This is a genomic window from Lentzea sp. (genome assembly GCF_035525475.1).
GTDB lineage: Bacteria > Actinomycetota > Actinomycetes > Mycobacteriales > Pseudonocardiaceae > Lentzea.
Window position 1 is genome coordinate 30,664 of record NZ_DATLEC010000208.1, and the last position, 19,290, is coordinate 49,953.

19 protein-coding genes are annotated in these 19,290 nt (G+C 69.9%); 11 read left to right on the forward strand and 8 right to left on the reverse strand.

Features of this window, described 5'->3' with window-relative positions; genetic code table 11:
- Positions 1-19 precede the first annotated feature (19 nt).
- Positions 20-1,432: an aldehyde dehydrogenase family protein gene (locus VM306_RS31950; RefSeq protein ID WP_414672472.1), complete on the reverse strand. Its 1,413-nt coding sequence runs from the start codon at positions 1,430-1,432 to the stop codon at positions 20-22.
- Positions 1,327-2,643 carry a 4-aminobutyrate--2-oxoglutarate transaminase gene (gabT, locus tag VM306_RS31955; RefSeq protein ID WP_325521481.1) on the reverse strand — a complete coding sequence of 439 codons (1,317 nt, stop codon included), beginning with the start codon at positions 2,641-2,643 and terminating at the stop codon, positions 1,327-1,329. The genes VM306_RS31950 and gabT overlap by 106 nt, the downstream gene beginning before the upstream one ends.
- Before the next feature lie 81 nt (positions 2,644-2,724).
- Between gabT and VM306_RS31960 the strand changes: the two genes are divergently transcribed.
- Entirely contained in the window at positions 2,725-3,987 is a 1,263-nt protein-coding gene (locus VM306_RS31960; protein ID WP_325521482.1) for a PucR family transcriptional regulator, read from the forward strand.
- Here the strand turns inward: VM306_RS31960 and VM306_RS31965 are convergent.
- Together VM306_RS31965 and VM306_RS31970 are read right to left on the reverse strand one after the other, a co-directional pair.
- Positions 3,961-4,752: an intradiol ring-cleavage dioxygenase gene (locus VM306_RS31965; protein WP_325521483.1), complete on the reverse strand. Its 792-nt coding sequence runs from the start codon at positions 4,750-4,752 to the stop codon at positions 3,961-3,963. The two genes, VM306_RS31960 and VM306_RS31965, sit on opposite strands and share 27 nt — an antisense overlap.
- Positions 4,753-5,207: 455 nt before the next feature.
- Positions 5,208-5,516 (reverse strand): helix-turn-helix transcriptional regulator, encoded by a 309-nt coding sequence (locus VM306_RS31970; RefSeq protein ID WP_325521484.1) that lies wholly within the window; start codon positions 5,514-5,516, stop codon positions 5,208-5,210.
- A gap of 255 nt (positions 5,517-5,771) precedes the next feature.
- Between VM306_RS31970 and VM306_RS31975 the strand changes: the two genes are divergently transcribed.
- From VM306_RS31975 to VM306_RS31995, 5 genes are all read left to right on the forward strand, one after another.
- Entirely contained in the window at positions 5,772-6,164 is a 393-nt protein-coding gene (locus tag VM306_RS31975) for a nuclear transport factor 2 family protein (protein ID WP_325521485.1), read from the forward strand.
- The gene (locus VM306_RS31980) at positions 6,161-6,778 is read left to right on the forward strand and encodes a ScbR family autoregulator-binding transcription factor (RefSeq protein ID WP_325521486.1); all 618 of its coding nucleotides are present in this window, start codon (positions 6,161-6,163) and stop codon (positions 6,776-6,778) included. Before VM306_RS31975 ends, VM306_RS31980 begins: the two co-directional genes overlap by 4 nt.
- A 117-nt stretch (positions 6,779-6,895) precedes the next feature.
- On the forward strand, positions 6,896-8,110 hold the full coding sequence (locus tag VM306_RS31985; RefSeq protein ID WP_325521535.1) for an ATP-grasp domain-containing protein: 1,215 nt from the start codon (positions 6,896-6,898) through the stop codon (positions 8,108-8,110).
- Between the two features lie 70 nt (positions 8,111-8,180).
- Positions 8,181-9,461 (forward strand): serine/threonine-protein kinase, encoded by a 1,281-nt coding sequence (locus VM306_RS31990; RefSeq protein ID WP_325521487.1) that lies wholly within the window; start codon positions 8,181-8,183, stop codon positions 9,459-9,461.
- A gap of 159 nt (positions 9,462-9,620) precedes the next feature.
- A complete protein-coding gene (locus tag VM306_RS31995; protein WP_325521488.1) occupies positions 9,621-9,839 on the forward strand; it encodes a hypothetical protein in 219 nt (72 codons plus the stop codon).
- A gap of 153 nt (positions 9,840-9,992) precedes the next feature.
- Here the strand turns inward: VM306_RS31995 and VM306_RS32000 are convergent, their stop codons facing one another.
- The 3 genes from VM306_RS32000 to VM306_RS32010 form a co-directional block, all read right to left on the reverse strand.
- Positions 9,993-10,658, reverse strand: coding sequence for an HAD family hydrolase (locus tag VM306_RS32000; RefSeq protein ID WP_325521489.1), 666 nt, complete (start codon positions 10,656-10,658; stop codon positions 9,993-9,995).
- A gap of 22 nt (positions 10,659-10,680) precedes the next feature.
- Positions 10,681-11,970 (reverse strand): wax ester/triacylglycerol synthase domain-containing protein, encoded by a 1,290-nt coding sequence (locus tag VM306_RS32005; RefSeq protein WP_325521490.1) that lies wholly within the window; start codon positions 11,968-11,970, stop codon positions 10,681-10,683.
- A gap of 61 nt (positions 11,971-12,031) precedes the next feature.
- On the reverse strand, positions 12,032-12,928 hold the full coding sequence (locus VM306_RS32010; protein WP_325521491.1) for an anti-sigma factor RsbA family regulatory protein: 897 nt from the start codon (positions 12,926-12,928) through the stop codon (positions 12,032-12,034).
- Positions 12,929-13,111: 183 nt separating this feature from the next.
- Between VM306_RS32010 and VM306_RS32015 the strand changes: the two genes are divergently transcribed.
- Positions 13,112-13,849 (forward strand): alpha/beta fold hydrolase, encoded by a 738-nt coding sequence (locus tag VM306_RS32015; protein WP_325521492.1) that lies wholly within the window; start codon positions 13,112-13,114, stop codon positions 13,847-13,849.
- Here the strand turns inward: VM306_RS32015 and VM306_RS32020 are convergent.
- Positions 13,846-14,385, reverse strand: coding sequence for an MOSC domain-containing protein (locus VM306_RS32020; RefSeq protein WP_325521493.1), 540 nt, complete (start codon positions 14,383-14,385; stop codon positions 13,846-13,848). The two genes, VM306_RS32015 and VM306_RS32020, sit on opposite strands and share 4 nt — an antisense overlap.
- A gap of 273 nt (positions 14,386-14,658) precedes the next feature.
- Here VM306_RS32020 and VM306_RS32025 point away from each other — a divergent pair, with 273 nt between their 5' ends.
- The 4 genes from VM306_RS32025 to VM306_RS32045 all read left to right on the forward strand — a co-directional run bounded on the left by VM306_RS32025 (position 14,659) and on the right by VM306_RS32045 (position 19,284).
- Entirely contained in the window at positions 14,659-15,654 is a 996-nt protein-coding gene (locus VM306_RS32025; protein WP_325521494.1) for a LacI family DNA-binding transcriptional regulator, read from the forward strand.
- Between the two features lie 103 nt (positions 15,655-15,757).
- Positions 15,758-17,401, forward strand: a complete 1,644-nt coding sequence (locus tag VM306_RS32030; RefSeq protein ID WP_325521495.1) for an ABC transporter substrate-binding protein — start codon at positions 15,758-15,760, stop codon at positions 17,399-17,401.
- Positions 17,402-18,307 (forward strand): ABC transporter ATP-binding protein, encoded by a 906-nt coding sequence (locus tag VM306_RS41290; RefSeq protein WP_349255705.1) that lies wholly within the window; start codon positions 17,402-17,404, stop codon positions 18,305-18,307.
- Positions 18,304-19,284, forward strand: coding sequence for an ABC transporter permease (locus VM306_RS32045; protein ID WP_325521496.1), 981 nt, complete (start codon positions 18,304-18,306; stop codon positions 19,282-19,284). Before VM306_RS41290 ends, VM306_RS32045 begins: the two co-directional genes overlap by 4 nt.
- Positions 19,285-19,290 lie beyond the last annotated feature (6 nt).

A 19,290-nucleotide genomic window follows, 5' to 3' on the forward strand; every position in this document is an offset into this window, starting at 1 on the left:
CTCAGTCGTCCGATGATCCTCAGAGATCCAGACCGGTCAGCACCAGCACGCGGGGCTCCGTGAGGTCCTCCATCGCCGCGCGCAGGCCCTCGCGGCCGGTGCCGGACTCCTTCACACCGCCGTACGGCATCTGGTCCGCGCGGTAGCTCGGCACGTCGCCGACGATCACGCCGCCGACCTGGAGCCGTTGCGCCGCACGGAAGGCGAGCCGCACGTCGGTCGTGAACAGACCCGCCTGCAGCCCGTAGCGGGACGCGTTGACGAGGTCGAACGCCTCCTCGACGCTGTCCACCCTCCTCAGCGTCACGACCGGGCCGAACACCTCCTCGACGCTGACCTTCGCGTCCTCCGGCACGTCCGTCAGCACGGTGGGCGCGTAGGTGCGTCCGTCGCGGGTGCCACCGGTGAGGACCTTCGCGGACGCCTCCCGCACCCACGCCTCGACGCGGTCAGCGGCGGCGTCGTTGATCAACGGACCGACGTCACCCGCCACGTCGAGCTCGTTCACGTACCGCACAACGGCTTCCGAGACCGCGTCGTAGACGTCGGCGTGCACGTAGACGCGCTGCACCGAGATGCACGACTGGCCCGCCTGGTACATGGCGAACGTGGCGATGCGCTGCGCGGCGAACTCGACGTCCTGCCAGTCGGGAGCGACGATCGCGGCCGCGTTGCCACCGAGCTCGAGCGTCACGTGCTTGCGCGGCACGCGTTCCCTGATGCCCCAGCCGACCGGGCCCGACCCGGTGAACGAGACCACCGGCAGCCGCGGGTCCTCGACCAGCTTCGCGGTGTCCTCGTTGGACAGGTGCAGCACCGACCAGGCGCCGTCGGGGAGGTCGGTCTCCGCCAGCACCTCGCCCAGCAGGAAGGCGACCTTCGGGGTGGCGGGCGCGGGCTTGAGCACGATCGGCGCGCCGACCGCGATCGCGGGAGCCACCTTGTGCGCCACCAGGTTCAGCGGGAAGTTGAACGGCGCGATGCCGAGCACCGGCCCGCGCGGCACACGGCGCACCAGGGCGAGGCGGCCCTCGGCGGACGGGTCGGTGTCGAGGCGCTGCAGCTCACCGGAGAACCGGCGGGCCTCCTCTGCGGCCCACCGGAACGTGGAGATCGCACGGGTCACCTCGGAGCGCGCCCACTTCAGCGGCTTGCCCGAGTCGTCGTTGATGGCCTGCGCGAACTCCTCGGCGCGCTCGGACAGGCGTCGTGACACGTGGTCCAGCGCGGCGGCACGGCGGTGCGCAGGCAGTGCGGCGAGCTCGGGAGCGACGGCGGCGGCCTTCGCTACCGCCGTCTCGACGTCTTCGGTGGTGTGGAAGGGAATCATGCGAGCAGGGCTCCTTCGAGGACGTCGAGACCTTCGGCGAGCAGGTCGTCCGAGATGACCAGCGGGGGCAGCAGACGGATCACGTTGCCGTAAGTGCCGCACGTCAGCACGACGACACCCCGGTCGTGGCACGCCTTCGCGACGCGGGCGGCGATGTCGGGCGTGCGTTCGGTGAACTCGATCGCGAGCATCGCGCCACGGCCGCGGATGTCGGCGATGACGTCGGTCTTCTCCGCGACGGTCTTCTCCGCGACCGCCCTGAGCCGGCCGAGCACGGTCTGCTCGACGCGGCGTGCGGCGGAGTTGAGGTCGCGCTCGCGCATGGTGCGGATGGCGCCGAGGGTCGCCGCGCACGCCACCGGGTTGCCGCCATAGGTGCCGCCGAGCCCGCCGACGTGCACGGCGTCCATGATCTCGGCCCGGCCCGTGACGGCGGCGAGGGGCAGCCCGCCCGCGATGCCCTTGGCGGTGGTGACCAGGTCCGGCACCACGCCCTCGTGGTCGGAGGCGAACCACGACCCGGTGCGGCAGAAGCCCGTCTGGATCTCGTCGGCCACGAACAGCACACCGCGCTCACGGCACCACTGCGCGACCGCGGGCAGGAAACCCTCCGCGGGAACGATGAATCCGCCCTCGCCCTGGATCGGCTCGATCACGACGGCTGCCGTGTTGCCGGCGCCGACCTGCTTCTCGATGGCCGAGATGGTGCGCTGGGCCGCCTCGGCACCGGTGAGGCCGTCGTGCAGCGGGTAGGAGGCCGGCACCCGGTACACCTCGGGCGTGAACGGGCCGAACCTGTGCTTGTACGGCATGTTCTTGGCGGTCAGCGCCATCGTGAGGTTCGTGCGGCCGTGGTAGCCGTGGTCGACCACCACGACGGCCTGCCTGCCCGTGACGTGCCGGGCGATCTTGACCGCGTTCTCGACGGCCTCGGCGCCGGAGTTGAACAGCACCGACCGCTTCTCGTGGTCACCGGGGGTGAGGGCGTTCAGCTCCTCGCAGACCTCGAGGTAGCTCTCGTACGGCGTGACCATGAAGCAGGTGTGGCTGAACCTGTCGATCTGCTCGTGCACCGCCTCGGCCACGGCGGGGGCGGGGTTGCCGACGCCCGTGACGGCGATGCCGGACCCGAGGTCGATGAGCTGGTTGCCGTCGACGTCGACCAGCAGGCCGTCGTCGGCGGAGGCGATGTAGACGGGCAGGCTCGAGCCGACGCCCGCGGCGACGGCGTCCCCGCGCCGCGCCTGGAGCTCCAGCGACCTGGGGCCGGGAATCGCGGTGACCAGCCGGTTCCTGGGCAGCGATCGGGTCATGCTCTCAGCATGGTCCTGGTCAGCGCGGGGCGCACTGCCTGAAATGGCCATCTGTGGTGCGGAAGTTGTACAAACTGGCACATGCCGATCACGGTGCACGACCTCGCCCGGTCACTGGGGCTGCCCGTGCTGGCCGGGGACGTGTCGAGGCCGGTCGGATGGGTGCACGGCACCGAGCTCGCGGACCCCACGCCGTTCCTGGAGGGCGGCGAGCTGCTGCTGACGACGGGCCTCACCGAGGTGGGGGAGCTCTACGTCGAACGGCTGGTGCGCGCGGGCGTGGTCGGGCTCGGCTTCGGGACGGGGCTGGGCCACGACGTGGTGCCCGCCGCGCTGGTGGACGCGGCGGGGAGGACCGGTCTGGGGCTGGTCGAGGTGCCGCGCGAGGTGCCGTTCATCGCGATCAGCAAGGCGGTGTCGAAGGCGCTCGCCGCGGACGAGTACGCCGCTCTCGCCCGCACCAGCGAGGCCCAGCGCGCGCTGACGAGAGCCGCGGTCAGGGCCGGTGTCGGCGGAGTGGTGCGCAGGCTGGGGCAGTGGGTCGACGGCTGGGTGGTGCTCCTCGACGAGGCCGGTCAGCCCGTGCACGCCCACAACGCGCGCCTCGTCCCGGACCTGTCGGCCGAGCTCGCCCGCCTGAAGGGCGTGGGCGGCCTGGCGAGCGCCGCGTTCGAGCTCGACGGCGTGCACGTGGTCCTCCAGGTCCTCGGCAGCCGCGCCAGGGGAGTCCTCGCGGTCGGCGCCGCCCGGCCCGATCCCGGCATCGTCAACACCGCAGCGTCGTTGCTCGTGCTCGCGCTCGCCCGGAACGACGCCGTGGACGCGGCCAGGAGGGAGCTCCGCGCAGGCCAGTTCCGGATGCTGCTGGCGGGACTCCCGGTCGACGGCCTGCCGGACCGGTTCCGGGTGGTCCTCACCGACGGACCGCCGGAGGACACCGTGTTCTGGGCCGAACACGACGGCGACTTCGTCGTGCTCGGCAACGGGGTGGACGGTGTCGCATCGTCCGAAGTGGACGCGACTCAGGTCGCGCGCGGCTACCGCGAAGCCCGTCAGGCGCGCCGGGCGGGCGTCCGCACGTTCGAGGACCTCGCCGGGAATTTGCCGCTGCCGGACGGTTTCGCCGACGCGGTGCTGCGGCCGCTCGACGCCGAGACCCGTTCCACGCTGCGGGTGTGGCTGGCCCACCACGGCGCGTGGGACCCGGCGGCGGCCGAACTGGGCGTGCACCGGCACACGGTGCGCAACCGCGTGCGCAGGGCCGAGCAGGCGCTCGGCCGGTCGCTGGACTCGCCCGGCGTACGTGCGGAACTGTGGCTAGCCCTCCACGGCGAAGGTCAGTGAGGCGGTGTACCCGGACGCGGCGTCACCGGACATCGTGGCCATCTGGTGGTCGACGCCGTCGCGGAACACCATGTCCTGCTTGAGGGACGTCCGCGCCATGTTCTGCACGCTCTGCGTGTACCCGGTCGTGCCGTAGACCTCCTTGCACGTGGTCTCCGGCAACGCGAGCTGCGAGGTCGTGATCTTGTCGCCCGCCCTGGTGGCCTCGGCGAGGCTCGGGTAGACCTCGAAGTGGATGTGCGGCCAGCGTCCCGAGTACGCGCCGGGGAAGACGCTGACGAACCTCAGCTTCCCCGAGGAGTCGGCTTCCTGGACGCCGCGCAGGAAGTTCTCGTTCTTCACGCGGTCCGAGTACATCGAGTAGTCGCCGTTGATGTCGCAGTGCCACAGGTAGACGGCGGCGCCCGCGTACGGCGTGCCCTCCTGCCTCTGGACGGTCAGGTCGATGGTGAGTCCGACGCCCTCGGCCGTGCGGGTCGAGGAGCCGAAGCTGGAACGGATGTCCGAGCGCACGATGCCGCTCTGGGTGAGCGCGTTCGGGCCGTGGGAACCGTCGCCGGGGAACGGGCCGGCGGTCTCCTCGGGGATCGCGCCGAGCGGTTCGCCGTCCACCGCGGACGTGCCGGTCGTGCTCGCGGTCGGGGTGGTCGACGGAGCGCAGGCCACGAGCGTGAGGCCGGTCCCGCCGAGCAGCGACAAGGCCCGCCTGCGCCCGATCAGCGTGGCGAGGTCGAACTGGAGGCCGCGGTCGTGGTTGTCCGTCATGGGGACAAGACTGGGGCTGTTTCCTGTGGGCCGCCTGTGGATGAGCTGTCACGGGGATAGCAACCGCGTGCTCAGGAATTCCGCTGTCGTCGAAGTGTTTTGCGCGCGCCGGCCGGTGTGGTGATTTCACCGAGGGCCGGAATGTCCTGGCGGAGCCGGCGAGCTTGTGATCGGGATCTCGTTCTCGGCCTGTAGTGCAGCTGAGGCGACCCGGCGGCACCGCTGTTTCGGTGAACGGGGGTGTCACCATCACGAAGTATTCACTCGGAAGCCGGGATTGCGTTGGTCCGATGTCGCGGTTGTGAAGATGTGCGAGGTGTCGCACCCGGAAAGCTGGACAATGGATTAATTTGACGGCGATGGGGTTTTTCTTTCGAGAAGGGCGGCACTCGCGAGGGGTTGTCGAGCGCCGCCCTCCCGCGGGCGGGCAGACCCTGCCGTCTGCCCGCGCTCCGCTAGCCGGAGTGGGTCTCCGCCTTGGTCCTGCGACACTCCCGTTCGACCACCGCCGCCCTGTCGACCTCGGCGTGCGGCACGCGGAGCGCCGCGCTGATCCAGGCACGCCAGTAGGGGCCGGGAATGCGTTTTCCGCGTTCCCACCTCGACACTTCTTCGCGGGTGACGCTGTCGTTCTGTGAGATCTCGCACAACAGGTCCGCGAGTTCGCGCTGCGTGAGGCCCTGCTCTCGCCGTGCCCTGGGAATCAGGGCGGTAATCGGCGGGACGTCCTGGTGCTCGCGGGCTTGGGGGGCTGCCTTGAGCACGGTTCTGCTCCGTTTCAGTGAGATGGCTGGTGTGTCGTCCAGCCTGCCTCAAAGCCGCGCTGTTCGTGCCGTGCATTGCGGTGATACCGGCGGTCGTTGAAAGTTCAGCCACCGTCGGAATCACTTGATCGGTTGTTCGGTGGAACGAAGCTGGTCCAATGGGGTGTGCGCGCTCGCTTATCGCGCATCTGACTAGTGTGATCGCGCCGGGTTCGTTGTGCCGCAGCAATGACCGGGATGAGAAGGTGGGAAAGAATGCTTTCGACGGTCGAAGTGGTGCAGGTTTTCCTGGCGCGGCTCGCGGCCCAGGACGCGCCGGGCATCGCGCGGCTGTGCGCGCCGGCGGTGGAGTGGGAGGCGCCAGACCCGAACGGCGCCAGGTGGTCGCTCGGCCCGCGTACGCGCAGGGAGGTCGAGTCCTGGTTCCTCACGCTGTTCGCCGCGTTCGAGCTGGAGCAGCTGTCCGCGCGCCGGCTGGTCGTCGACGGGGGAGACGCGGCGGTGATCGGCTCGGCGCGCTGGCGGGTCCGTGCCACCGGCGACCCGGTGCAGGTCCGGTTCGCGTCCGTGATCTCGGTGCACCTGGGGGAGATCGAGCAGTACTGGCACCTGCCGGACACCCTGGCCGTGACGAGGACCGCGGCATGAGCTCTGGCCGTGGGAAAGCGGCGCACACGCGGGAGAGGCTGCTGCGCGCCGCCGCCGAGGTGTTCGACCGCGACGGCTTCGCCAGGTCCAGCCTCACCGCCGTGTGCGCACGGGCCGACGTGTCGAAAGGCGCGCTGTACTGCCACTTCCGGTCCAAGGAAGCGCTCGGCGTCGCGATCGTCGAGGAGCAGTCGCTGCTGTGGCACCGGTTGCGCGACGAACAGCTCGCCGTCGAACCGTCGCCCGTGCAGGCGCTGATCTCGATGTCGTTCGAGTTCGTCGGCAGGCTCGACACCGACCTGATCGTGCGGGTGAGCGCGAAGCTGTTGCGGGAGGCGGTGTTCTTCGACGTCGTGGCGGCCGCGCAGGTGATCGGCTGGGTGTCGGTGGTGCGCGAGCTGCTGACGCTGGCGAAGGACCGCGGTGAGCTCCTGCCGGAGGTGAACGTGCGGCACGCGGCCGAGCAGATCGTCGCGGAGCTGCTCGGGCTGCAGTTCGTGGCCCAGGCGTTGAGCGGCGGCACCGACCTGCGCACGCGCCTGGCCAGGGTCTGGCGCGCGTCGTCGGGCGCTCTGGTGACGGAGCCCGTCCGCACGAGGCTGCGGTTCGAGTGACGGTCGTCTCGGCCCAATCGAGACAGGAATGGCCGGTCACACCTCCGCTGTTGTCCTCACTCATCCGGCAGGGTCTTGACCATCGGGAGGACAGCGGTGTCCGGTCGCAGCATTGTCGTGGTGGATCCGCACTCGGCGGGCAAGGGCATCGCGCCCGCCTTCGCGGCCCGTGGCGTCGAGGCGGTGGCGGTGCTGACGACCGCGACGCCGCCCAGCTGGCTCAGCAGGGTGTGGGAACCGGACGACTACCACGAGATGCACACCCTCGGTGACCTGGACGAGCTGGCGGCGAAGCTGGCCGTGCACGACCCGATCGCCGTCGTCGCGGGCTCCGCCACCGGGGTGGAGGCGGCCGAGACGTTGTCCGAGCTGGTCGTGCCGGGACAGTCGAACGTCCTGGCGCTCTCGTCGGCGCGCCGCGACAGGTGGCAGAGGGACGTGGCGCTGCGCACCGCCGGGGTGCCGCACCTGCGCCAGGTCAGCTCGGAGTGCCCCGACGAGGTGGCGGCCTGGCTGCGGCGCGAGGGCCTCGAGAACTCGCCGGTCGTGCTGAAGCCGCAGCACAGCGGCGACATGGACGACGTGTTCGTGGCGATGCCCGGCGACGACTGGCGCACCAGCTTCAACCGGATCCTCGTCGTCAACAGGACCAGCTTCCGCAACGACAAGGTGCTCGTCCGCGAGCTCGCGGTCGGCACGGAGTACGAGGTCGACACCTACTCGATCGACGGCGAGCACGGTCTCGTGGCGGTCTGGCGGTGCGCCAAGGAGGGCCGCGACGACGGGCTCGGCATCTTCCGCTCGAACACGCTCGTCTCGCCGTCCGAGCCGGTGGTCGACGCGCTCTTCGGCTACGTGGGCCAGGTGCTCGACGCGACCGGAGTGCGCAACGGCCCCGCGCACGTCGAGGTGGTGATGACCCCCGACGGCCCGCGCCTGATCGAGATCGCCGCGCGGCTGGCCGGCGCCGAGCAGCAGGAGCTGACGTTGCTCGGCACGGGCGAGAACCAGATCACGAGGACGGTGCGCCACCACGCGGACGGCTCGAAGGCCGTCGGCCGGTACGAGCGGCACCAGCACGTGAGGTCGGTGTACCTCTCGTCACCCGCTGCCGGTGAGCTCGCGAACTCGGTCCGCTTTGACGAGCTTGCCTCACTTTTGCCCAGTTACCAGCGCGACGTCCTGCCGTACCGGGAGGGGTCGATGGTGCCCAGGACCGACGACCTGCGGACGTCGCTGGGACACGTGGTGCTGGCCACCACCGACGCTGAACAGCTGGAACGCGACGAGGCCACCGTCAGGGAGATCGAGGCGGGGCTCATCGTGGTGTGATCTCGGAGCCGTACCGGGTGGCACTCGTTCGGGGTGACCGGTTAGGTTTCTGCGCGACGAGCGGAGGCCCATGAGCGAACCCTGGGACGGCGACCTGACCGGTGCGGTGATCCACGACCGCTTCGTGATCGGGTCACTCCTCGGGTCCGGCGGCATGGCGGAGGTCTACCGGGCGTACGACCGCGCGACCACGACGTCCGTCGCCATCAAGGTCTTCTCGGGCCCCGGCCTCCCGGACGACGAGCTGCGCCTGCAACGCGAGGCCACCATGCTCGCGTCACTGGACTGCCCCGGCATCATCCCGGTCTACGAGGCCGGCACGATCTCCCGCCGCCCGTACTTCGTGATGCGCGAGATCACCGGCGGCACCCTCCGCCAGCGCATGCGCGAGCCCCTGCCACCCCGCTTCGTGGCGAGGATCGGCGGCCAGATCGCCGCGGTCCTGGACCACGTGCACGGTCTGGGCGTCGTGCACCGCGACATCAAGCCGTCCAACATCCTCCTCGACGACACCGAGAAGCAGGCCTACCTGGCGGACTTCGGCCTGGCACTGGTCGCCGAGGTCACCAGGGTGACCACCTCCGGCGTCCTGGTCGGCACCGCCGGCTACCTGTCGCCGGAACAGGTCAGGGGCTCGGACGTGGGCCCGGCCGCCGACATCTACTCGCTGGGCCTGGTCCTGCTGGAATGCCTGACGGGCCGCACGGAATACCCCGGCGGCGACGCGGAAGCGGCCCTGGCGCGCCTGGCCCGCCCCCCGCGCATCCCGGTGGACCTGCCACCGGCCTGGGTGTCCCTGCTGTCCGCGATGACGGACATGGACGCCTCCCGCCGCCCGACAGCCGCCCAGTGCGCCCGCTCCCTGGACGCCGCCTTCGAGGCGAGCCGAGGCCTGCCGGCCCTGCTGCCGGACGCGGCGGTCACAGCCCCGGAACTCCCCCAACCCCGCCGGGGCAAGCGCCTGGCCATAGGCGCGGCGGCCGCAGCGGTCACCGCGGTGGCCGTGGCGGTGGCGAACTTCGGCGGAGGCGGCAACGAAGCACCCGCAGCCGACCAGAAGGTGCCGGACCCGCACACCCAGGTGGTCACCGTCTCCGCGTCCACGGTGACCGTGGTGCACACGCCCGGCGCCCCAGGCCCGTCGGGCACGCCTGACGCCCCCGGAGCACCGCAGCCAGGAGCAATACCGCAGCCAGGAGCAATTGTGCCTTCGGGTGCCGCGACGACGACCGCGGGAACTCCGGCCGATGACACCGTCGTGCCGCCCGAGGAGTCGACGACGGCGAGCAAGGAGAAGAAGAACAAGAAGTCGTCGCAGGCGACTACTCCGTCGCAGGTTCCCCAGCCCTAGCAGCCCGGGTGGGCAGGCAGGCTGACGCAGGCGTCCCCTGGTGTTGAGGACCCCCCGCGACCCAACGTACTCAGCAGGTCTGACACGCGCGCCGCGAGACGTCGCGGCATTTCAACCGCAGACTCAGCGGGCGGACTGGGTCGCGAGCGAGCGCGGAACGTGCTGGACAAGGAGATCAACCGCCGCTTCGGCAAGCCCAAGGGCAGCGACGCGTACCACGCCCACCAAGCGGTCATCGTCCAGATCGTCCTGATCTGGGAACGGTCGCTGCTGGCGGCGCGCACCCACTCCGGCCCTCTGCAACTGCTCCCCGACGGCGCCCGCGCGCTCACCGCCGCCGACCCGCTGGGCGAACTGCACACGCTGTTCGGAGTGTGAGCCGACGCCATGGCCGGCCATCTGCTCAGCCGGGCGGTGACAACGAGGCCGCCGCTCGGTCTCGCGACGCGTGGTGCCCCCAATGGCGATGCGAAGCGAGCCGGACAGCCTTGTGAACCGCTGGGTAGCGGTGTGCCCCAATCGGCTCCAAGATCAGGATCCCAACGCCCCAACCGCGGCAAACGGCAGATCCTTCAACTCGGCCCGCAACCGGTCCAAATCCGGGTACACAGCCGAAGCCCCGCGATCAACCAGCTCGTCCTCGCCGAACCCACCGGTCAACACCGCGACGGACGGCAACCCGGCCCGCCCAGCAGCCTCGCAGTCCCACACCGAATCCCCGACGACAACAGCACGCGAGGCACCGGCCTGCCGCAAAGCCACCTGGATCAGATCGGGCTCAGGCTTGCTGGCATCCACGTCGTCGGAAGAAGTCCAGGCGATGTCCCCGGGATCGAGCAGCTTCAGGTAGTGCTCCACGTGCTTGCGCTTCCCCGAACTGGCCAGCACCACGGCCAGCCCGAGATCGGTGGCCGCGCGAATCAGCCGGTGCGCCCCCTCGATCGGCTGGATCTCGTCCAGCATCTCGTCGAAGTACCGCTCCCAAGCCGCCCGCAGGTCGTCACCGTGCGCGCGCTCGACGGTGTCCCCGGCCACCGCGGCGACCAGCTTGTCGCCGCCCATGCCCATCGAGCGGTGCAGCCGCCATCCCGGCACGGTGATGTCGTGGCTGCGGAATGCTCGCAGCCACGCCACCGTGTGGTGGTAGTTGGTGTCGACCAGCGTGCCGTCCACGTCCAGGACCACGGTGTTGCTCATGATCCCAGGTTTGCCCGCGCTCTCAGCGAGGCAAACCCACCAGCTCGTGCGCGTCCTGCAGGGACGCCACCTCACGTCGCAGCACGCTGTCGAGCCACTGCGCGTCGGACATCCACGACTGGTTGGTGTTCAAGCAGACGTGCACGGACGAGCGGTAGACGGACAAGGCGATGCCCACCGCGTGCCCTGGTGCGACGGGCGCGACCGGGTACATCTCGCACAACGCGGCGCCGTCCAGGGCGAGCGGTACGGACGGCAGCGGCACCGAGGTGACGAGCGTGTCGAACAGCAGCGGTGCGCAGCGGCCCATGACGGGGGCGGCCAGGCGGTGCACCAGCGGCGGCACGCGGTCCGCCAGCAGCGGCAGTGCGCCCGCGCCCTGCCGGGGGCCGGCGGCCTTGGCCGTCTCCATCTGGGAACGGATGTCGCGCAGGCGTTCCGCCGGGTCGGCGCAGCCGACCGGCAGCGAGACCAGGAAGCCGGAGATCTGGTTGCCCGAGGCGCCGTCGCCGGAGCGTGAGCGTTGGTTGACCGGGATCAGCGCGCGCACGACCGAGGACGGGCCGGCGCTGTCGTGGGCGGAGAGCCAGTGGCGCAACGCACCCGTCACCAGGGCGAGCAGCACGTCGTTCACCGTGCCGCCGTGCGTGCGCCGGATCCGGTGCACGTCCGCGAGGTCCAGGCGCGACATCACCACCCGGCGGGGCCGCGTGGAGGAGGTGAGCACCGGCGAGTTCAGCGTCGGCGGGCGGGTGTTCATCAGCACCGAGGAGGCGATGTCGATCGTGTCCCTGATCCCGCGCAGGGTCGGGATCATCGAGCGCGACGGCTGCGGGGGAGCGTCCGGAATGGACAGACGGGAGGCGTCGAACAGCTGGAGGCCCAGGCCGACGGCCTTCATGCCGTCGCACAGGGAGTGGTGCAGCTTGGCGACGACGGCGAACCGGCCGCCCGCCAGGCCGGTGATGACGTGCAGCTCCCACGGCGGGCGCGCGAGGTCCAGCGGCTGCGCCATGAGGTGCGAGACCGAGGTGGCGAAACGATCTCGTCCGCGCACGTGGTGCGTGAAGACGTGGTCCTCAGGTGCGAAACCGGGGTCCTCCACCCAGCGGGCACCGCCCAGCAACGACGTGCGGGCGCGCTGGCGCAGGCGCGGGATCTCCTGCGCCCGTTCGCACAGCACGGCGGCGATGCGAGCCGGGTGGACCGGAGTGGGCGGTGCGAAGGTCGCGACCGCACCCAGGTGCAACGGGTTCGCGTTGCCCTCCATGGCGAGGAAGGCGATGTCGAGGGGGGAGAGGTGGTCTGTCATAGGTGTGCCAGGTAAACAGGTCCGCGTGTCCCGCGCATTGCGATGAGGTGGCGGCGACTCCCTACCGCCCCAAGTACACTCGAACGGTGGTACCGGTGTGACTCGTGTGGGTGCGAACCAGGTCACACAGCAGGTTCACCATCACGATCCCGAAGCCGGACAGGCCCGTGAACGACGGCGGGAGACCCTCGCCGGAGTCGCTCACCTCGCAGACCGCGGTGCCGCCCTCGCGCCACAGCCGCAGCACCCCGCGGCCGGACGCGTGCAGGATGCTGTTCGTCACGAGCTCGTTCACCGCGAGCACCAGGTCCTCCACCTGTTCGCGGCGCAGCCAGTGCGCGAACGTCGCCACGAGCTTGCGCGTGTGCGCGAGCGTGCTGACGGAGAACGTGTGCTCCTCGGCCGTGGCGGGCGGCGGGGGCAGCGGCACGTTGTAGATCTCGGCGAGACCGGACGGGTCGGTGTACCACTCGCTCGCGACGCGCCGCTCGCCGTCGATCACGACCGGGTGGGTGCGCCGCGCGTCCTCCAGCACGTGGCCGGGCAGCGACCCCGCGTCGTACGGGCAGAGGATGACGCCCCGCCTGCCCTCGAACGCCGTGTTGATCAACGCCTCGTGCTGCACGCACGCCGGGTACTCGAGCTCGGTGCGGCCGGGCCACATCGGCTCGCCGACCACCCGGAACCGGCGCTGGGTGCTCGCGCTGAACGCCATCAGCACACCGGGGATGATCCGCCCGGGGTTGCGGCCCGCCTCGGTCATGTCGATGAAGTGGACCTGGTCGGCCTGGTCTCCCAGCCGCTCGCGGAGCCGGCCGATGCTCGCCTCGCGCACCGCCACGAGCACCGGCTCGCCTCTGTCCACGCCGTCCGCGACGAATCCGGCCGTGCTGGAGAGGAAGGTGTCCTCGTCCCGGTAGAACAGGGCCTCGTGCGTGAACGGAGCTGCGGTGTTCATCGGCTTCCCGGTGAGGTCGGCGGCGTGGGCGAACCCTCATTCTGCTCCCCGTAACAGTGTTACGGCGCGGGCCGGGACGGTGGTTGTCGCGGCACCTGCACCAGTCGGCGCACCTCGTCGTGCGGACGGGGAAAACCCCAGGCAGACTCACGTGATGTCGGGGTCTGGTGAGGAGGTGACGCCGTGATCGGCCACTACACGCTGACCGGACCGGAGGACGCGCCGGTGCTGGTGCTCGGCAACGCGCTCGGCACGACCACCGAGCTGTGGCGCGAGTTCGCGCTCCCGTTCCGGCTGCTGCGCTTCGACCACCGGGGCCACGGCCGCAGCGCGCCCACCGGGGGGCCCTGCGCGATCGGAGACCTGGCGAACGACGTCGTCGAGCTGCTGGACCACCTGCAACTGCGCCAGGTGCACTACTGCGGCGTGTCGCTCGGCGCGATGGTCGGGATGTGGCTCGCCTCGCACACCGACCGGATCTCGCGGCTGGCGCTGATGTGCACGACCGCGTGGTACCCGGACAAGTCGCTCTGGGACGAGCGGATCGAGGTGTTGCGCTCGCGCGGCATGGAACCGCTCGCGGACGCGATCGTCTCGCGCTGGTTCACGCCGGCGTTCTCGCCGGCTGTCGTCGCGCGCTTCCGCGCCGACCTGGTGGCGGTCGACGTGCCGTCGTACATCGCGTGCGCCGAGGCGATCAGGGACATGGACCTGAGGCCGGACCTCGCGAAGATCGACGCGCCGACCGTGGTGATCGCCGCGGCGCAGGACCACGCGGCTCCACCGGAGTTCGCCCGGCACATCGCGGAGGAGCTGCCGGACTCGGAGCTCTACGTCGTGGCCGACGCGGCGCACCTGGCGGTCGTCGAGGCACCGAAGACGATCTCGGTGATCCTCGACGACCACTTCGGCAACAGTTAGACCGGCACCAGCGCCGCGTGCGGCTCGGCCGGCAGCTCCACGCGGATCTCGTCGCCAGGACGCACGACACCGCCCGTGCGCACGACCGACATGATCCCCGCGAGCCGGACCAGGTCGCCGCCGGGACCTTTGAAGAGGACCTCCTTGAGCAGCCCCCGGGAGAACCCGTCGATCTGCGCGCACGGGTTGCGCAGCCCGGTCACCTCGACGACGGCCTCGGGACCCAGGTGCAGCAGCGTTCCCGTCGGCAGGCCGAGCAGGTCGATCCCGCGCGTGGTGACGTTCTCGCCGATCGCGCCCGGCTCGACGACGTAACCCCTGTCCCGCAGGTCGTCGAAGAGCTCGGCGTGCATCAGGTGCACCTGCCGCAGGTTCGGCGCTGTCGGGTCCTTCGCGACGCGCGACCGGTGCTTCACCGTGACGCCCTGGTGGACGTCGCCCTCGACACCCAGACCGGCGAGCAGCGTGATGCTCTCCCGCGCCGGTTTGGTGAACGTGTACTCCTCATTGCGGCTGACCGCCGTGACAACCCCCATGGCACCGATTCTGCACGAACCGAGACGGGGTGTTCGCTGCTCTTTTCGGCCTAGCCGGGTGGTCGGGCAGTGATCGGTCAAGGGGTGAGCGCACGTATCAATCGCGCTCGTCCGAGCGGGTCTCACCTGCGATGACGACCACCGCCGTGGAAACGCTCTCACGAAGTTCCGGCAAGAGTCTTGACGAATAGTCAGGTCAGCCTGTTGACTCCGTCACACCTCAGCGGAACCGGTTACGGAACCGGTTCCAGAGGCGGCGGAAGGAAGTTCGGCATGCGTGTCACGATCGCAGAGGTCGCCCAACGCGCCCAGGTGTCCAAAGCGACCGTGTCACGTGTGCTGAACGGAAAACCCGACGTCGACGCCAGCACGGCGCAGAGAGTTCGCAAGGTCATCGACGAGATCGGGTACGTGCCGAGCGCACGTGCGGTCGGCCTCGCGAGAGGGCGCACCCGGACCGTCGCGATGCTCGCTCCCTCGCTCACGTGGCCGTGGATGGGCGAGGTCCTGCAGGGCATCGTCGACGAGCTCGAGGCCGACGGGTACGGGCTGCTGCTCTACACCCTGAACCGCGGGCCGGAGTCGCTCAACCAGTTCGCGAACCACGTGTCCGCCAACGCCTTCGACGGGTTGCTGGTGGTCGAGCCACCGGACGCCCTGCACTACATCTCCACGCTGTACCGGGCGGGACTGCCGGTCGTCATGATCGACGACCGCGGCTCCCACCCGGAGTTCCCCTCGGTGACGACCACGAACCGGCAGGGAGGCGCGGATGTCGCGAGGCATCTCGTCGCGGCCGGCCGCCGCAGGTTCGCCGTCGTCACCGGGCCACCGACCTTCGGGTGCACGCAGGCACGGCTCGACGGTTTCCGCCTCGCCCTGGCGGAAGCGGGCCTGACGCTGCACCCGGATCTGGTGGTGGACGGCGACTTCACCCAGGAAGGCGGGGAAGTGGCCGTGGAGAAGATCATCGCCAGCGGCATCCCGTTCGACGCCGTGTTCGCGCAGAACGACATCTCCGCCGTCGGTGTGCTGCGAGCACTGCGTGAAGCCGGCAGGACCGTGCCCGACGACGTGTCCGTGGTCGGCTTCGACGACGTCCCGGTCGCGGGACACACCGCACCCCGGCTGACGACGATCCGCCAGCCGGCGCAGGAGATGGGCGCCGCCGCCGCGCGGATGCTGCTCTCCACGCTCGAGGGACAGCCGATGCCCGACCACCCGCTGGTGCTGCCCACCTCGTTGATCGTGCGCGAATCCGCGCCCTGACCCACCACAACTGAACGATCTGGCCGGACCGCACGCGGTCTGGCTAGTTCGCCGTACGTATGAGAGAGCGCTCTCATACGCCGTCGTATCGGGAGACTCCCCCATGCGCAGAACAGTCATCGTCGCGTTAGCACTGGCGCTCGCGGCGACCGGTTGCTCCTCTGGTGGCGCCACCAAGGCTTCCGGGGTGCTGACCGTGGGCATGCCCAACGGGCCGCTGACCGAGAACCACAACCCGTTCCTGCCCACGTCGGCAGCGGGTTCGCTCGGCTACCGCTACCAGATCTACGAGCCGCTGGCGTTCGTGAACAACACGCGCCCGGCCCAGGAACCGGTGCCGTGGCTCGCGACGAAGTGGGACTGGACCGACAACTACAAGAAGGTCACCTTCACGCTCCGGGAGAACGTGAAGTGGTCCGACGGCAAGCCGCTCACCGCTGCTGACGTCGCCTTCTCGTACGAGATCCTGAAGAAGTGGCCGGCGCTCAACAACCGCGACTCGCTCAAGGTCGAGACCGCGACGGCGACGCCGGACGGCAAGGTCGAGGTCACCTTCGGCTCGCCGCAGTTCGTGAACCGCAACAAGGTCATCAGCGCGATGGTGGTCCCCCAGCACATCTGGAGCACCGTCCCCGACCCGACGACCTACACGAACCCGAGCCCGGTCGGCACGGGCCCGTACCAGCTGAAGTCGTTCACCTCGCAGACGGTGACGATCGCGCGGCGCACCGAGTACTGGCAGGAACTGCCCAAGGTCCCGGAGATCCAGTACACCTCCTACAACGACAACACGGCGCAGACCACCGCGCTGGCGTCGGGCGCGAGCCAGTGGTCGTACGTCTTCATCCCGGACTACCAAAAGCTGTACGTGGACAAGGACCCGGCGAACCACAAGCTCTGGTTCCCCGCCGGCCTCGGCATCCACGGCCTGTGGCTGAACACGACCGTCGCGCCGTTCGACAACGCCGCGCTGCGCTCGGCCATGAGCGACGTGATCGACCGCGAGGCGATCTTCGTCCGCGGTGAGGCGCGCCTGTTCCCGAAGCTCGAGTCGAAGACCGGCATGCCGTTGCCCGCCGGTGACTCGTTCCTCGCGCCGGAGTACAAGGACGCGAAGTTCAAGATCGATGTCGACGGCGCCAAGCAGAAGCTCGCCGCGGCCGGGTTCAAGCTCGAGGGCGACGCGCTCAAGGCTCCCGACGGCAAGCCGGTCACGATCGAGCTCACCAACCCGTCCGGCTGGTCCGACTACCTGACGGTGCTCGACATCATCAAGAGCGACCTGAAGAAGATCGGCATCGAGGCGACCGTGCGCACGCAGACCGCGGACGCGTGGACGTCGGACTTCGCGAACGGCTCGTTCCAGGGCTCGCTGCGCTGGACCAACACCGGCGCCACGCCGTACGAGATGTACCAGAACATCATGGACGCGGCGGAGATCAAGCCGATCGGGCAGACCGCGGCGGTGAACTTCGGCCGCTACAACAACCCGGAGGCCACCGCGGCGCTGGCGGAGTACGCGAACGCCGTGGACGACGCCGCGCGCGCCAAGAGCCTCGCGGTGCTGCAGAAGATCATGGTGGAGCAGGTGCCGATGATCCCGACCTCCGCGGGTCCGATCGGTGCGGAGTACAGCACGAAGTACTGGGTCGGCTGGCCGACCGAGGAGGACCCGTACGGTCCTCCGCAGGCCACGCTGCCCAACGCCCTGCAGATCGTCATGAAGCTGAAGCCCGCGGGATCGTAGATGAACGAGATCGCGCTGGAAGCGAAAGGTCTGGTCAAGACCTACAAGCGCGTGCGCGCGGTGCAGGACGTCTCCATCGTCCTGCGTCGCGGGCGCGTGACCGCCCTCGTCGGCGAATCCGGATCAGGCAAGTCGACGGTGGCGAAGCTGCTGGCGCGACTCGTCGAACCCACCGCGGGTGAGATCCTGCTCGACGGCGAACGGGTGCGACGGGTCCGGGAGTACCGGCGCAAGGTCCAGATGGTGTTCCAGGACCCGTTCGCATCGCTCAACCCGATCCACACCATCCGCTACCACCTGACCCGGCCGCTGAAGATCCACAAGCGGCCCGAGACCGTGGAGGAGCTGCTGGAGCGGGTCAACCTGCCCGCCGACTTCGCTTCGAGGTTCCCGTACGAGCTGTCGGGTGGTCAGCGGCAGCGCGTCGCGATCGCACGGGCGCTCGCGGCCGACCCCGAGGTGCTGCTCGCCGACGAGCCGGTGTCCATGCTGGACGTCTCGATCCGGCTCGGCGTGCTGAACCTGTTGCTGGACCTCAAGGACCGGCTCAAGCTCGCGGTCCTCTACATCACGCACGACATCGCGTCGGCGCGGTACTTCGCGGACGAGACGTTCGTGATGTACGGCGGGCAGCTCGTCGAGGGCGGCGACAGCGAGACCGTGACGCAGCGGCCCGCGCACCCGTACACGCAGCTGCTCATCGAGTCCGCGCCCGACCCGGAGCGGTCGGTGGTCGCGCTGGACGCGCCGCTGGAGGAGACCGAGCAGGCCTCGACCGGCTGCCGGTTCGCGCCGCGCTGCCCGAAGGTGCGGTCCCGCTGCTGGACGGATGCGCCACCGCGCACCGAGGTCGACTCCTCGGGGCACTGGGCGGCGTGCTGGCTGTACGTGGAGGCGGCCGCATGACGTTCCTGCTGCGCCGTGCGCTGTTCTACTTGGTGACGCTCTGGGCGGCGATCACGGCGAACTTCCTGCTGCCGCGCCTGCTCCCGGGCGACCCGGTGCAGGCGATGATCACCAAGCTCGGCGGCCGGCTGAACAGCGACGCCATGGCCTCGCTCTACGTCCTGTTCGGGCTCGACGAGAAGAAGTCGATCTGGGAGCAGTACGTCGACTACTGGGGCGCCCTGCTGCAGGGCGACCTCGGGCTGTCGTTCACGTTCTTCCCGACGCCGGTCGCGGACGTGCTCTCCCAGTCGCTGCCGTGGACGCTCGGGCTGGTCGGCGTCACCACCGTCATCGCGTTCCTGCTCGGCACCCTGCTGGGTGTCTACGCGGGGTGGAAGCGCGGTTCGTGGATGGACAACCTCATCCCGATGACGACGTTCCTGTCGTCGATCCCGTACTTCTGGCTCGGGCTGATCGCGATCTCGGTGTTCTCCGTGACGTGGCCGCTGCTCCCGGCCTCCGGTGGCTACGCCGCCGGGCTGGTGCCGGAGTTCTCCGGCGAGTTCATCGGCAGCGTCCTGGAGCACGCCGTGCTGCCCGGCGTCACGATCGTCGTGAGCTCGGTGGCCGGCTGGATCCTGGGCATGCGCAACATGATGGTGACCGTCACGGCGGAGGACTACGTGCTCGTCGCGAAGGCCAAGGGCCTCACCCCGCGGCGGATCATGTTCGCCTACGCCGCGCGCAACGCCGTGCTGCCGTCGATCTCCGGTTTCGCGCTGTCGCTCGGCTTCATCGTCGGCGGCGCGCTGCTGGTGGAGATGGTGTTCTCCTACCCGGGCCTGGGGTACGTGCTGTTCCAGGGCATCGGCGCGAAGGACTACCCGTTGATGCAGGGCGTGTTCCTGGTGATCACACTGGCCGTGCTGGTGGCGAACCTGCTCGCGGACGTCGGCTACCTGCTGCTCGACCCGCGCACGCGGCGAGAGGGCTGATTCCCC